This window comes from Endozoicomonas sp. ALD040, from assembly GCF_049275945.1.
Lineage (GTDB): Bacteria > Pseudomonadota > Gammaproteobacteria > Pseudomonadales > Endozoicomonadaceae > Endozoicomonas_A.
In genome coordinates, this window is record NZ_CP184829.1 from 1,775,635 (window position 1) to 1,788,336 (window position 12,702).

The 12,702-nt window shown below is 50.7% G+C and carries 11 protein-coding genes; 4 read left to right on the forward strand and 7 right to left on the reverse strand.

What is annotated here, in order from left to right:
* Positions 1-161: 161 nt before the first annotated feature.
* The 5 genes from mutL to ACOJUN_RS05745 form a co-directional block, all read right to left on the reverse strand.
* A complete protein-coding gene (gene mutL / locus ACOJUN_RS05725) occupies positions 162-2,102 on the reverse strand; it encodes a DNA mismatch repair endonuclease MutL (protein ID WP_422135705.1) in 1,941 nt (646 codons plus the stop codon).
* A 71-nt stretch (positions 2,103-2,173) separates the two neighbouring features.
* Positions 2,174-3,145 (reverse strand): hypothetical protein, encoded by a 972-nt coding sequence (locus ACOJUN_RS05730; RefSeq protein WP_422135706.1) that lies wholly within the window; start codon positions 3,143-3,145, stop codon positions 2,174-2,176.
* 106 nt (positions 3,146-3,251) lie between these two features.
* Positions 3,252-4,583, reverse strand: a complete 1,332-nt coding sequence (locus tag ACOJUN_RS05735; RefSeq protein ID WP_422135707.1) for an N-acetylmuramoyl-L-alanine amidase — start codon at positions 4,581-4,583, stop codon at positions 3,252-3,254.
* Complete coding sequence (gene tsaE, locus ACOJUN_RS05740) at positions 4,568-5,059, reverse strand: tRNA (adenosine(37)-N6)-threonylcarbamoyltransferase complex ATPase subunit type 1 TsaE (protein WP_422135708.1); 492 nt, start codon at positions 5,057-5,059, stop codon at positions 4,568-4,570. Before tsaE ends, ACOJUN_RS05735 begins: the two co-directional genes overlap by 16 nt.
* Positions 5,060-5,142: 83 nt before the next feature.
* A complete protein-coding gene (locus ACOJUN_RS05745; protein WP_422135709.1) occupies positions 5,143-6,672 on the reverse strand; it encodes an NAD(P)H-hydrate dehydratase in 1,530 nt (509 codons plus the stop codon).
* Positions 6,673-6,848: 176 nt separating this feature from the next.
* On the opposite strand from ACOJUN_RS05745, the gene queG reads away from it, so the two are divergent.
* Together queG and ACOJUN_RS05755 are read left to right on the forward strand one after the other, a co-directional pair.
* Complete coding sequence (gene queG / locus ACOJUN_RS05750; RefSeq protein WP_422135710.1) at positions 6,849-7,940, forward strand: tRNA epoxyqueuosine(34) reductase QueG; 1,092 nt, start codon at positions 6,849-6,851, stop codon at positions 7,938-7,940.
* A gap of 59 nt (positions 7,941-7,999) precedes the next feature.
* A complete protein-coding gene (locus ACOJUN_RS05755) occupies positions 8,000-8,389 on the forward strand; it encodes a nuclear transport factor 2 family protein (RefSeq protein ID WP_422135711.1) in 390 nt (129 codons plus the stop codon).
* 44 nt (positions 8,390-8,433) lie between these two features.
* Here ACOJUN_RS05755 and ACOJUN_RS05760 read toward each other — a convergent pair whose 3' ends face one another.
* Positions 8,434-9,753 (reverse strand): DEAD/DEAH box helicase, encoded by a 1,320-nt coding sequence (locus tag ACOJUN_RS05760; RefSeq protein ID WP_422135712.1) that lies wholly within the window; start codon positions 9,751-9,753, stop codon positions 8,434-8,436.
* 170 nt (positions 9,754-9,923) lie between these two features.
* Positions 9,924-10,466 carry an oligoribonuclease gene (gene orn / locus ACOJUN_RS05765; protein WP_422135713.1) on the reverse strand — a complete coding sequence of 181 codons (543 nt, stop codon included), beginning with the start codon at positions 10,464-10,466 and terminating at the stop codon, positions 9,924-9,926.
* A 339-nt stretch (positions 10,467-10,805) separates the two neighbouring features.
* Here orn and rsgA point away from each other — a divergent pair, with 339 nt between their 5' ends.
* The gene (rsgA, locus tag ACOJUN_RS05770) at positions 10,806-11,825 is read left to right on the forward strand and encodes a small ribosomal subunit biogenesis GTPase RsgA (protein ID WP_422135714.1); all 1,020 of its coding nucleotides are present in this window, start codon (positions 10,806-10,808) and stop codon (positions 11,823-11,825) included.
* Positions 11,826-11,885: 60 nt separating this feature from the next.
* Entirely contained in the window at positions 11,886-12,698 is an 813-nt protein-coding gene (locus ACOJUN_RS05775; RefSeq protein WP_422135715.1) for a sulfurtransferase, read from the forward strand.
* The last annotated feature ends 4 nt before the right edge of the window (positions 12,699-12,702 follow it).

Consider the following 12,702-nt stretch of genomic DNA (forward strand, 5'->3'; position numbering starts at 1 on the left):
AAAGCAGGAGTACAACGAATGTTGGATTCCCGCTTCTGAGGCTGTCGCAAGACCTCTGGTTCCCATGCTTTCAGGCCCTGTGGGTCCCAGCGTGGGAACGAATTGTTAGCGTTTTGCGACACGCTCTTATTCGGGAATGACGGCTGTGTGAGTATCGGCTCCTAACGCCCTCGTAAAAACAGTTTGTCCAACTGATCCAGTGTTAATAACGTCCAGGTGGGTCGTCCGTGATTACACTGTCCACTGCGTTCCGTCTGCTCCATATCCCTGAGCAGAGCGTTCATTTCTTCGATGGAAAGACGACGGTTAGCTCTTACCGAACCATGGCAGGCCATGGTGGCCAGCACTTCATTCATCTGACTTTCCACACGATCACTGTCACCGTGCTGCATCAGATCTGACAAAACATCACGAACCAGCTTTTCAACATCAGCGTTGTGAAGCATGACCGGCACTTGTCGAACCAGGAGCGTTTCCGGCCCCATTCGCTCAAGTGTTAATCCAAGCTTTTTGAAGTACTCATAATTCTCTTCTGCACAGGTCGCCTCACGATCGCTGACAGCTATTGATTTTGGCACCAGCAGGGGCTGGGCTTTAATACCATCGGCATGCCAGGAAACTTTCATCCGCTCGTAAGTAATGCGCTCGTGAGCAGCGTGCATGTCCACCAGAATCATCCCCTGCTCGTTCTCAGAGAGAATATAAATACCTTTCAGCTGCGCTATGGCAAAACCCAAGGGGGGTATATCTGCTGTCTGCTCTGGCAGATTAACAGATGCAGGCTGAGCAGCTGGCGCATCATTGACGGCCAGTGGCTGACTTTCCTGGACAGAGCTTCGCTCAGTGGCACCAGAAGCATAGAGTTCACTGTAGACCTGAATCTGCTTCTGAATCTGATCTGGCTGAGGTGTTTCTCTTGCCTGTCTTGCACCTGCCGATGCTGATGGCTGCCCGGAAGACGCACCATAAGAATGGGAAGCGGTTGCTGGAGCTGGCGACAGCGGCATACTTTCCTGACTTTTGAACTCGCCACCTTCAACACCTGAAGCCCGGGCCTGGGGTTGTGAAGAGAGAGCGGCTGGTGGCAACTGATCTTCTGGAGACACCTCTCCCAGAGCACGATGCAGGGTACTGAACAGAAAATTATGGACGGTTCGACCATCCCTGAATCGAACCTCATGCTTGGTGGGGTGAACGTTGACATCCACCAGCGCCGGATCAAGCTCAAGATACAAGACAAAGGTTGGATGCCTGCCGCCATAGAGAACATCGCGATAGGCCTGACGAACAGCGTGTGCGACCAGTTTATCCCTGATCACCCGGCCATTGACGAAGAAGTATTGAAGATCAGCACTGGAACGGGAAAACGTTGGCAATCCTACCCAGCCCCAAAGCTTGAGCCCGGAAACATTAACATCAACAATCACCGAGTTTTCAATAAACTTCGGACCACACAGGGAAGCCACCCGGCGATCTTTCTCAGCCTGAGTGTTACAGGGTCTTAGCTGATGAATACTGCGCTGGTTATGTCTGAGACCAAACCCAACATCAAACCGGGACAGGGCCAGACGCTTCACGACTTCTTCAAGATGGGAAAACTCGGTTTTTTCCGTGCGCAGGAATTTACGCCTTGCAGGGGTATTAAAAAACAGATCCTTGACTTCAATCGTCGTACCCACGGGGTGAGGTGCCGGATTAACAATAGCCTCCATGTCACGCCCTTCGGTACGAACCTGCCAGCCAGACTCCTGACCATCAACATGTGACGTTAATGTTAAGCGTGAAACCGAGCTGACCGAAGCAAGGGCTTCACCACGAAAGCCCAGAGTCCCGACACCTTCCAGATCTTCCAGTTCAGAAATCTTGCTGGTGGCGTGTCGCGACAGAGCCAGTGCCAGATCATCTTTGGCAATGCCATGTCCGTCATCACGAATACGGATCAATTTGACACCACCATTTTCTACCTCGACATTCACTCGTTTGGCACCGGCATCAAGACTGTTTTCCAACAGTTCTTTAACAACCGATGCGGGACGTTCAACCACCTCACCGGCAGCAATCTGGTTAGCAAGTCGGGTATCGAGTAAACGAATAGGTTTCATAAAAGGCAGGTCAGTCAGTCCGGTTTTATTGCCAGAAAGACTATCAGCCTCTATCGACTTTTGCCAAGTCGTTAGAAGAGACTGGATAATAAAGCTGGCATCCAGCTCAAGGTAAAGTCCGTCAACGCAGGCATGGCATTCTGGTCGTAGTACAACGCAGCCATCTCATCCTTGAAATCCTTGAGTCGCCAGAGTGTCAGCATGGCCGGTACAATCCGGTAGCCCGGAATGGTGTACCCCAACAGAGTCAGTACTGGCAGTGATGGACTGGTAGAACCACAAACCTTTGACAGCTGAAGCATACGACGTCCTATGTTTTCACTGACTTCATAATGAACCTGACCTTTCAGGATATTCTTAAGCCCTGTCTGAAGCTTCTCTATTTTCTCCTTTGAGACGACAAGGGTTGCGGCCCCCTTAATTGTTTTGCCTGCGGGGGAGGCAATACCGACAACTTTGACCAGAAACTCCCAGACTTTATTTTCAAGCTCTTCTGCGGGCAGGCCGGTCAGCACATCAATCACCGGAGTTTCTTTCGGCTCTCTTTGTTCTGTTGTCTGCTCTGCCGGGGTTTCCGTCTCTTCTGCCAAACTGCCCTGTTGTTTCTGAGCTTCAGGTTCCTTTTGTATTTCTTTCTGCTTCCAGACCTGCTCAGGTACTAATAAACGCGGCCTTAAAACCAAGTGATGTTCAGACATGACAGAAACAGGCCGGGCTGAAGATGGGACAGCCAGTCCAGATATGATCCTGAGGGCTGAATCTATCTCAGGGTACTCTGAAATCACCTCATAGGATTGCAGTAAATCTGACAGATCGTCTTCAGGCTCTTCAAGGTCAGGGGAAGAAAGCGTCAGACTTTCAAACTGTGCAATGGTCCGGCTATCGAGCCTGGTGAAGGTATCGCTGAAAATCCGATGTCCGGACCGGTTGACCCGGTTATTCTCATTGAGAGGGTTGTCCTGACAACCATAAGCCGACAGCTCATCGGTTGATGCCTGGTTTAGCTGGGTGGGTAATAAGTTAACTGAAGCCCTCAGATGCATAACCGGATCCTCCCTGGATTTTCCACACAATGGCACTTTACAGGAAAAAACCCGGGAACAGACTGACCAGCCTGTCAGCATTACTGACGGTATCTTCAGGTGTCTTTTAGTTGGGAATCACCAACATCTGTCCGGTTCTGATCCTGTCTGACCGGCTGATATTATTGGCTGTTTTCAAAGAGCTCAGACTGATATCAAAGCGACTGGCAATCTCTGACAGGGTATCACCGGCCTGGATCACATACTGGTCTGGACGAGTATCTATTTTACCCTCAGTCTTGAGCCTGGAGATCAGAGTGCCGGGCGGTGGCTTCTCAACAAAGTAGCCTTTCACGCCTTTGAATATCTGTCGGGCCATAGCACGTTGATGGCTTCGGGTTTTCAGTTTACGCCCTTCTTTGGGATTGGAGATAAAGCCTGTTTCCACCAGAATAGAGGGAATGTCGGGAGACTTCAGAACAGCAAAAGCAGCTTGCTCCACCTGTTCTTTATGCAGCCTGTTGATCGTACCGATATTCTTCAGCACCTTGTCACCGACTTCCAGACTCGAAGACAGTGTTGAGGTCATGGACAAATCCAACAAAACACCCGCCAGAATATCGTCTTTGTCACTCAGGGATATGCCCCCTTCACCGCCAATCAGATCTGACGAGTTTGCTCTGTGAGCCAGCCAGCGGGCAGTCTCTGATGTTGCTCCCCCCCTGGACAGGGCATACACCGAGGCACCATTCGCTCGAGGATCTGTAAAAGCGTCAGCATGGATGGAAATGAACAGATCAGCTCCTGCTTTACGAGCAATAGCGGCACGTTCACGCAGGGGGATATAGTAGTCTCCGGTTCTTACCAGAACAGGCTTGAAGCCGGGTTCTTTGTTCAACAGAGCGGCGAGGTCTTTGGAAATGTTCAGCGTGACGACCTTTTCATGCCCTCCTCCATAGGCCAGTGCGCCCGGATCTTCGCCACCGTGGCCGGCATCAATCGCCACAACAATATCTCTTTTGGAAGATGTTTTAATGGGCTCTTTGACCGGTTCTGCTGTTTTTGTCCGATCATCAAAGAGATCTACCACCAGACGATAGCCGTATGTGGCATTGGGTTTAAGCAGGAAGCTTTTACTGGTGACCTTATTTCTCAGATCCAGAACAATCCGCAAATCTTTCTTGTTTCGAACCCCATAACGAATCTTGCTGATAGGGGTCGAGCCAAGACGGGGATTGACTGAACTTTTGGGCTTCCGGGTGCCACGAATATCCACCACCAGTCTTCGGGGGTTGTCCAGAAAAAATTGCGAGTGAGCGACTTCACTGGAGACATCAAATACCAGACGGGTCTTATCAGGCGATCGCCAGACACGGACATCGTCAACCTGGGCTGCAAACAATGGCAGAGGCAATAGCAACAGAGCAGCAAAAAAGAACTTCCTTATCCTCGACGACATTCTCCCTCCTGCCGTCCCTGCAGTTTTCTCAACATACCCAGCCCACGTTCGGTTCCCGCTTTGATGAGAGCCTTGCGTCCGGGCAGGTTGTAATCCAGTTGTACTTCCAGATCGGCATCCGGCAGAGCTCCCTCACCTTTGCAGGGCCACTCGATCAGACACAGACAGTCTTCTTCAAAATAATCCCGCCCCCCGATGAACTCAAGCTCTTCAGGATCAGCCAGTCGATAAAGGTCAAAATGATAGACCTGCTGACCGTCAACTGAGTAGGGCTCCACCAGGGTATAAGTCGGGCTTTTCACCGCCCCCTGATGACCAAGGCTATGCAGAATACCCCGGCATAAAGTGGTTTTTCCGGCTCCCAGGTTTCCGACCAGATAAATGACGGCATGACCACTGCTTACTTCAGCCAGCTTGTTGCCAAGCTGAACCATTTCCTGCTCATTATCAATCAGCAGCTCAATCCTGCCTTCCATACACTCACTATTATCTTTACGGGAACGGGCAGGGGCACCCGTTCATCATTTGTTTTGTCCATAGCCAAAGCTGTCACTGAAACTCAAGGTTGTTTTGATATTTTATTCAGCTGACTTCTTATGTGAGGGAGAGTTTCCAGTGCCAGCATCCCTCTTTCACCCTGTAGCCCCGCCAGATGGTCTGCACCTGTCGCATGCAGCCAGACCCCCAAAGCTGCTGCATCATGGGTCTCTAAACCCTGAGCTGCCAGTGCGGCAATGACACCGCTGAGTACATCCCCCATACCCGCCACAGCCATACCCGGATTACCATCCGGGCACAGATTCAGGATTTTTCCGTCGTATACAAGCGTGCCGGCCCCCTTTAACACGACCACTGCACCGAAACGGTTAAAGAGTTCTTTTGCAGCTTTAACCCGGTCGCCATTAATGGTTGAAGTTTGAGTTTCCAGCAGTCTCGCCGCTTCGCCGGAATGGGGTGTGAGAATCATCGGGTACTTTCGACGTTTAAGCAACGCCGGATCTTCCGAAATGATATTGAGCCCATCGGCATCAATTACCACAGGACACTCAGCTTTCAGCACTTCAGCAAGGAGCTCGCGGGCCCATGAATCTTTTCCCAGACCGGGTCCCACAACCAGCAGATTTTTCCCTTCCAGGAGCACGCGAAGATCTTCTGCACCCGAAACGGCTGAGGCCATCAACTCGGGACGCCGGGATGCCAGAGCCAAAAGATGTTCCTGACGGGTAGCCACTGTGACCCGACCGGCACCACAATATAATGCAGCTTCTGCCGACATAATGGCAGCACCGGGCATACCATGATTCCCGGCCACCACCATAACATGTCCATTGTCGCCTTTATGTAAATCTCTGGCTCTGGGCTGAAGCCAGCGACTCAGTCTGTTTTCTGACAACCTCAGAGCTTCATTCGGCACGGCTTCATAAACCTCCCCCGGCACACCCAGATCAGCAAACTCAACCTGCCCGGACAGCTCTTTTCCCCTGCCTGAAAGCAACCCCAGCTTCATACCTATGAATGTCACCGTTACATCTGCCTTTATGGCAACGCCCATAGCGATGCCTTTGTCAGCACAAAGACCGGATGGAATATCAACAGCAAGAACAGGTCGACCCGATTCATTGATGCGAATGACAACGTCTCGATAGCGACCCTCAACGTCTCTTCCCAGCCCCGTTCCCAGCAGGGCATCGACGAATACGTCACCGGACAGTAGCGTCTGGGGTGTATAAGGTTCAACATCAACACCCTCTGCGATACAGGCTTTATAGGCTGACAGGGCATCTCCTGACAGTTTTTCCGGAGAAGAGAGGAAATTCACTGAAACCGAAATCCCCCGCTTAGCCGCCAGCATGGCCACCAGATAACCATCGCCACCATTATTCCCGCCACCGCAGAAGACCTGAAGCCGATTGCCAAGAAGAAGGTCTGGCCAATGGTTCATCAGAGAGCGAAAAGCCGCACGGGCAGCCCGGCTCATCAGCTCAAAGCCATTGATCTGAAAATCATTGATTGCTACATCATCAAGCCGGCGAACTTGTTCTGCAGCATAGAGCCGGTCAAAGATGCCAATTTGATCGCTATCGTACATAAGCACTCACTCCTACCTTGATAGATTACCTTAATATCGACAGCTAAACAGCTTCGATTCCGTCTAAGAAGTAGCTCAGGATTACGCTTTTGCGGGTTTACCATTATTCTCGACAAGGGGTGTGTTAGAATGCTCGTCTACAATCTCAGATTTTTTCCTGGCAGCAACTGATCAACGTGTCTATCTCCAACGACTCTTCTGAAAGCCCTGATTATCAAAAGCTGGCTGACGATATTCGTCTTTGGGCCAGACATTTAGGCTTCCAGCATGTGGGTATTACAGAAGCCCGAATCCCGGAGCGGGACAAAAAACAGTTTCAGCAGTGGCTGGATCAGGGACTCCACGGTGATCTGGCGTACATGGAGCGACACAAGGAGCTCAGGTGCCATCCTGAAAAGCTTCATGAAGGTGTCATCCGGGTTATCTCCGCCAGAATGGATTATCTGCCCGCAGAAACCGAAACCATCAAGATTCTTAATGAACCGGAAAAAGCCTATGTTTCCCGTTATGCCCTGGGACGTGATTACCACAAGCTGATTCGCAAACGCTTAACCCAACTCGGAAAGAAAATAGAAGCAGTGGCCCCGAACCACGGTTATAGGGCATTTGTTGACAGTGCTCCCGTGATGGAAAGACCTCTCGCCCAGCAGGCGGGTCTGGGCTGGATGGGCAAACACTCACTGATTATCAACCGTAAGGCAGGTTCTTTCTTTTTCCTGGGAGAACTCTTTACTAATTTACCTCTGCCCACGGACGAACCTTATGAGAAGAACCATTGCGGCCGCTGCACCGCCTGCATGGATGTTTGCCCTACCCAGGCGATTGTCGAGCCCTACAAAGTGGATGCCAGAAAGTGCATTTCCTATCTGACTATTGAAAACAGTGGCCCCATACCCGAAGAGCTTCGCAGCAAAATGGGTAACCGAATTTTTGGCTGTGATGACTGTCAGCTTACCTGCCCCTGGAATCGATTTGCCAGACACACACAGGAAACTGACTTTCAGCCTCGTCACCATCTGGATAACAGTGATCTGGCGGATCTTTTTCTGTGGACAGAAGAAGAATTTCTGGAGCGCACCGCAGGCTCACCGATCCGACGTGCGGGCTTTGAATGCTGGTTACGGAATCTGGCAGTAGGTTTAGGCAACGCCCCCACAACGGATAAAGTCATGTCAGCACTTCATCAGCGCCAGAACTACCCCTCGGAACTGGTAAAAGAACATGTGCAATGGGCACTTAAACAACACAACCCAAATGCTCAAGATTAAATCTGTGCATGGACTACCCTTAGGAGCTACTGAGACGCAGATTCCCGAGGTTATTGATCATGTCTGTCAAGTTATCGGGTGATTCACTCACGCCCTTTCTTCATATTGTCAAACAATACGACCATTACATTCAGACTAAAGACGTCCGTGGCATCATGTCGCTGTTTGTCACAGACGACGAGCCCCACAGCTTCGGACTGCATGTCAATTTGAATGAACGGGAAGCATTGAGACAGCGGTTCACAGATTATTTTAATGCCGGTGAATCTTTCTCAGCAGAATTTGCAGCAGAACCGGTTGTCTATCACTATGGCGAAGCAGCCTGTCTCTGCATGATGCTACCCGTGAAAGGTTCCGAAGGTGCTCATATCAGGGTCACTATTTTTCTGGAAAATCATTCCGGACAGTGGCTGATACGTCACCAGCATATTTCCCAGTCACCTGTTTGAAGGGATTCACCAAAGATTTAAACGGCCCTGGAACCTGGTGTTCTTCACCTTGGCTTTCCGGGTGCCTCTTTGGTGTCCCTTTGCTTACGTCTGACAGATGTATTGGGTTTATGGCCCCTGGAAACCTCCCCCGAGCGCTGCCCATCCTGATGCTCTACTCTGGGTTTTTTTGGCTTTTTGGGTTTTTTGCGCCTGGGAGGGCGGGTATCCAGTCTGGATTCTGGCAGTGCATTCACAGGCTTGAACCCCGGAATTTCCTGTCGATCAATCAGCTGACGGGTTAACCTCTCAATTGCCACCAGTTGTTTGAATTCATCAGCACACACCAGAGACACTGCCTGTCCGGTCGCACCGGCCCTGCCTGTTCTGCCGATCCGATGAACATAGTCTTCGGCAACGTTGGGAAGATCAAAGTTAACAACCTGCGGCAACTGATCAATATCCAGCCCACGTGCAGCAATATCAGTGGCTACCAGAACCCGAATTTCACCGCTTTTGAACTCAGCCAGTGCTTTTGTCCGGACATTCTGGCTTTTGTTGCCGTGAATAGCTGCGGCCTGGACCCCCTTGCCCTCAAGATGCCGTGTCAGCCGGTTGGCACCGTGTTTTGTTCGGGTAAATACCAGCACCTGACGCCAGTCATTCTCTGTGATCAACTGAGTCAGCAGTGCGGCTTTCTTGTTTTTGTCCACAGGGTAAACACACTGGTCTACGGTTTTAGCGGCGGCATTTCCCGGTGTGACCGAAATCTCTACCGGCGAACGCACCAGACCTTTTGCCAGATTTCGAATCTCATCGGAGAAAGTCGCTGAAAACAGTAAGCTCTGCCTGCTTTTGGGAAGGATTGCCAGAATCTTGCGAATATCACGAATAAAGCCCATGTCCAGCATACGGTCGGCTTCGTCCAACACCAGCACCTCCAGCTGTTTGAACTTCACAGCATTCTGGTTGAACAGGTCCAGTAGCCTGCCTGGCGTTGCCACCAACACATCCACGCCTCTTCTCAATTTCATCATCTGGGGATTGATCTTGACGCCCCCAAATACCACGGTTGAGCGAAGAGGAAGGTGGCGACTATAGGTTTCCACACTTTCAGCTACCTGAGCGGCCAGCTCACGGGTCGGCGTCAGAATTAACGCCCGCACCTGATTGGCCTGGACACGAGGTCCTTTTGCCAGCTTCTCCAGTATGGGCAACGTAAAGCCTGCCGTTTTACCGGTACCTGTCTGGGCCGCTGCCATGACGTCATGGCCTTCAAGTACGGCAGGGATAGCCTGAGACTGAATAGGCGAAGGGGCATCATAACCTTGCTCTGTGACAGCTTGGAGGATGGGAGCTGATAACCCCAGCGAGTCAAAACTCATGAAACATTCCCGGTTGGCGTCATTCAGCAGAACCGGGCTGAAGACTTGGCGAGGTGGGCAGCTTAACCAATATGTCTGACTGAAGCTATCAGGTCTTTGCTGCAATAACGAAAAAGAACAGCCGCTCTTTTTGAGAGCCACTGTTAAGAGCCACTGTTCTGATTAACTGATCAGGATTGAATAAAGTGTTGGCGGTAGAAACGGAGTTCTTCTATGGATTCACGAATATCTTCCAGCGCCAGATGAGTGCCTTTTTTGCTAAATTGATCAAGCAGCTCAGGCTGCCACCTTCTTGCCAGCTCTTTTAACGTACTGACATCAATATTACGGTAATGGAAAAACTCATGAAGTTCTTTCATGTAGCAGTTCAGAAAGCGGCGATCCTGACCAATGCTGTTCCCGCACATGGGTGATGCACCGACCTTGGAGTACTGTCTGAGAAAGGCCAGAGTCATTTGCTCGGCCTCAGTCAGACTGATCTGGCTTTCACGGACTCTTTGGGTCAACCCCGTTTCACCGTGGGTTTTGATACACCACTCATTCATATTCGCAAGGACTGCATCACTTTGATGCACCGCTATCACGGGGCCTTCAGCAATAAAATTCAGCTGATCATCTGTAACAATGGTCGCAATTTCCAGAATTTGGTCGTGTTCGGGATCAAGTCCCGTCATTTCCAGGTCGATCCAGACAAGATTATCTGCTTTAGCCATCAAGCACCCGATTTCCTTTAGAAAGATGTGCCAGCCCAACAATGAATACGGCTTGAATTCAAAGGTTTGAAATAGCCCTGAAACCGATTCTGTAACATTTTCACAAAAAATATCGGCAAATGAAGAAAGCCATGGCTGACTTATTTAGTCTAACCGATCATAATCTCTCCGTGAAACCTACACTCGCTTCCTTCTGACCGCTCTGTAGCTCAGTATCGATTGACACCTTCTGTCTATCCACTTAAAGATGTGGGCATCAGCGAGACAAAGGCTATTTCTGGCCATTGCCATGAAAAGCCAGAATCTATCCAGCAGACCAGGTAAAACCTTGAGTAAACCATGAGTAAGCGCAAACTAACGCGCAAACAGAAATGGCGCATAGAGAAAGTCCAGCAGGAACGCATTGCCCGGGCCCGGAAGCGAGAACAGCTTATTGAGCAAAAAATACAGGACGATAACCTGGGGCCTGAACAACAAGGTCTGATCATTGCCCACTATGGTGCAACCCTGGATATCGAGCCATGGGGCCAAACCGGTGCTGTTCGTCGATGCCACCTGCGGACCAACCTCCCACCCCTGGTCACCGGAGACCAGGTGGTATGGCGTCCGTCCCTGAAAGACGAAACCGGGGTGGTGGTCGCCCTCGAAGATCGCACCAGCCTGCTCACCCGGCCTGACAACCATGGTCGAATCAAACCCGTTGCCGCCAATATTGACTATATCGTGCTGGTCATAGCGCCTGTGCCCATTCCTCATACCAATCTGATTGACCGCTATCTGGTTGCTGCCGAGACGGTTGGCATTGAACCGGTTCTTTTGCTGAACAAAATCGACCTGCTGGATGAAGAAGGCATGGAACTGATGGACGATATGCTGGCGGTTTATGAAGACATTGGTTATCAGGTCCTGCGGGCTTCTACCCGCTCAGAAGATGGACTGGTGCCTCTCAAGGCTCTGCTTGATGAGCATGTCAGTGTCTTTGTTGGACAGAGTGGTGTGGGAAAGTCCTCCCTGGTTAATGCACTCTTACCCGGTGTTGATATCCGTGTCGGTGACCTTTCCGAAGCCACCGGCAAAGGCATGCATACAACCACTGCCGCAAAGCTCTTCCATTTCCCCGCAGGTGGCATGTTGATTGACTCACCCGGCATTCGGGAATTTGGCCTCTGGCATATTGATGCCCAGTCGGTTCTTGAAGGTTTCAGGGAATTCAGACCCTACCTTGGTCATTGCCGATTCCGAGACTGTCAACATGAGAAGGAACCGGGTTGTGCCTTGAAGCAGGCTCTGGAAGATGGCGAAATTCTGGAAGAACGAATGTTCAGCTATAAACAGATTGTCGACTCTCTGGACCTCTGACGGGTCCGTGTTAGCATAGGCTATCGCCTTTTTCTCATCAGCCATGAATGAAGAAGTACAATGAACTCAATAGACGATCTGCCACTGATCCTTGAAGCTGATCAGCTGGAACCTCTGCTGGGGCACGAAGACCTGCTGATAGTAGACCTTTGCAACCCGCAACTGTACAACCACTCCCATATTCCCGGTGCCCTTAGCATTGCTCCACAGAGCATGGTTTCCGGTGAAAAACCGGCAGCGGGCAAACTTCCTGCCGTTAAACAGCTGAACCAGATGCTCTCCAACATTGGCTACAGCAAAAACAAACACATTGTTGTTTATGATGACGAAGGCGGTGGCTGGGCAGGCCGTTTCATCTGGACGCTGGATGTGATCGGACACAAGAAATACAGCTACCTGAACGGTGGTGCACACGTCTGGCTGAAAGAAGGTCATCCCACCGAAAGCACCATTAACCGCCCTGAACCGACACAAGTTGATCTGAAGATTGATGACTCTGTGATTGCCAACAAAGAGCTCATCATGAATTCACTGGAAGACTCAAACACTGTGATCTGGGATGCCCGATCAGTTGATGAATATCGCGGTGAAAAACGCTTCTCACAAAAAGGGGGGCACATTCCGGGTGCCGTAAACCTTGAATGGACACTGGCCATGGATCATGACCGTAACCTCAGAATTCGCAACGACATCGCCGATATTCTTGAACAGCTGGGCATTACCCGGGACAAAAACGTCATTACCCATTGTCAGAGCCATCATCGCTCGGGCTTTACCTATCTGGTGGGCAAGTCTCTGGGCCTGTCTATCAAAGCTTACGATGGCTCCTGGTCAGAGTGGGGCAATCTGCCCGATACCCCCGTCGAAACCTGAGGAA

Coding starts and splice junctions, on each gene's coding strand:
- mutL (WP_422135705.1), bottom strand. CDS start 2,102: ATGAAACCTATTCGTTTACTCGATACCCGACTTGCTAACCAGATTGCT.
- ACOJUN_RS05735 (WP_422135707.1), bottom strand. CDS start 4,583: ATGTCGTCGAGGATAAGGAAGTTCTTTTTTGCTGCTCTGTTGCTATTG.
- ACOJUN_RS05775 (WP_422135715.1), top strand. CDS start 11,886: ATGAACTCAATAGACGATCTGCCACTGATCCTTGAAGCTGATCAGCTG.
- tsaE (WP_422135708.1), bottom strand. CDS start 5,059: ATGGAAGGCAGGATTGAGCTGCTGATTGATAATGAGCAGGAAATGGTT.
- ACOJUN_RS05745 (WP_422135709.1), bottom strand. CDS start 6,672: ATGTACGATAGCGATCAAATTGGCATCTTTGACCGGCTCTATGCTGCA.
- rsgA (WP_422135714.1), top strand. CDS start 10,806: ATGAGTAAGCGCAAACTAACGCGCAAACAGAAATGGCGCATAGAGAAA.
- ACOJUN_RS05760 (WP_422135712.1), bottom strand. CDS start 9,753: ATGAGTTTTGACTCGCTGGGGTTATCAGCTCCCATCCTCCAAGCTGTC.
- ACOJUN_RS05755 (WP_422135711.1), top strand. CDS start 8,000: ATGTCTGTCAAGTTATCGGGTGATTCACTCACGCCCTTTCTTCATATT.
- ACOJUN_RS05730 (WP_422135706.1), bottom strand. CDS start 3,145: ATGCATCTGAGGGCTTCAGTTAACTTATTACCCACCCAGCTAAACCAG.
- orn (WP_422135713.1), bottom strand. CDS start 10,466: ATGGCTAAAGCAGATAATCTTGTCTGGATCGACCTGGAAATGACGGGA.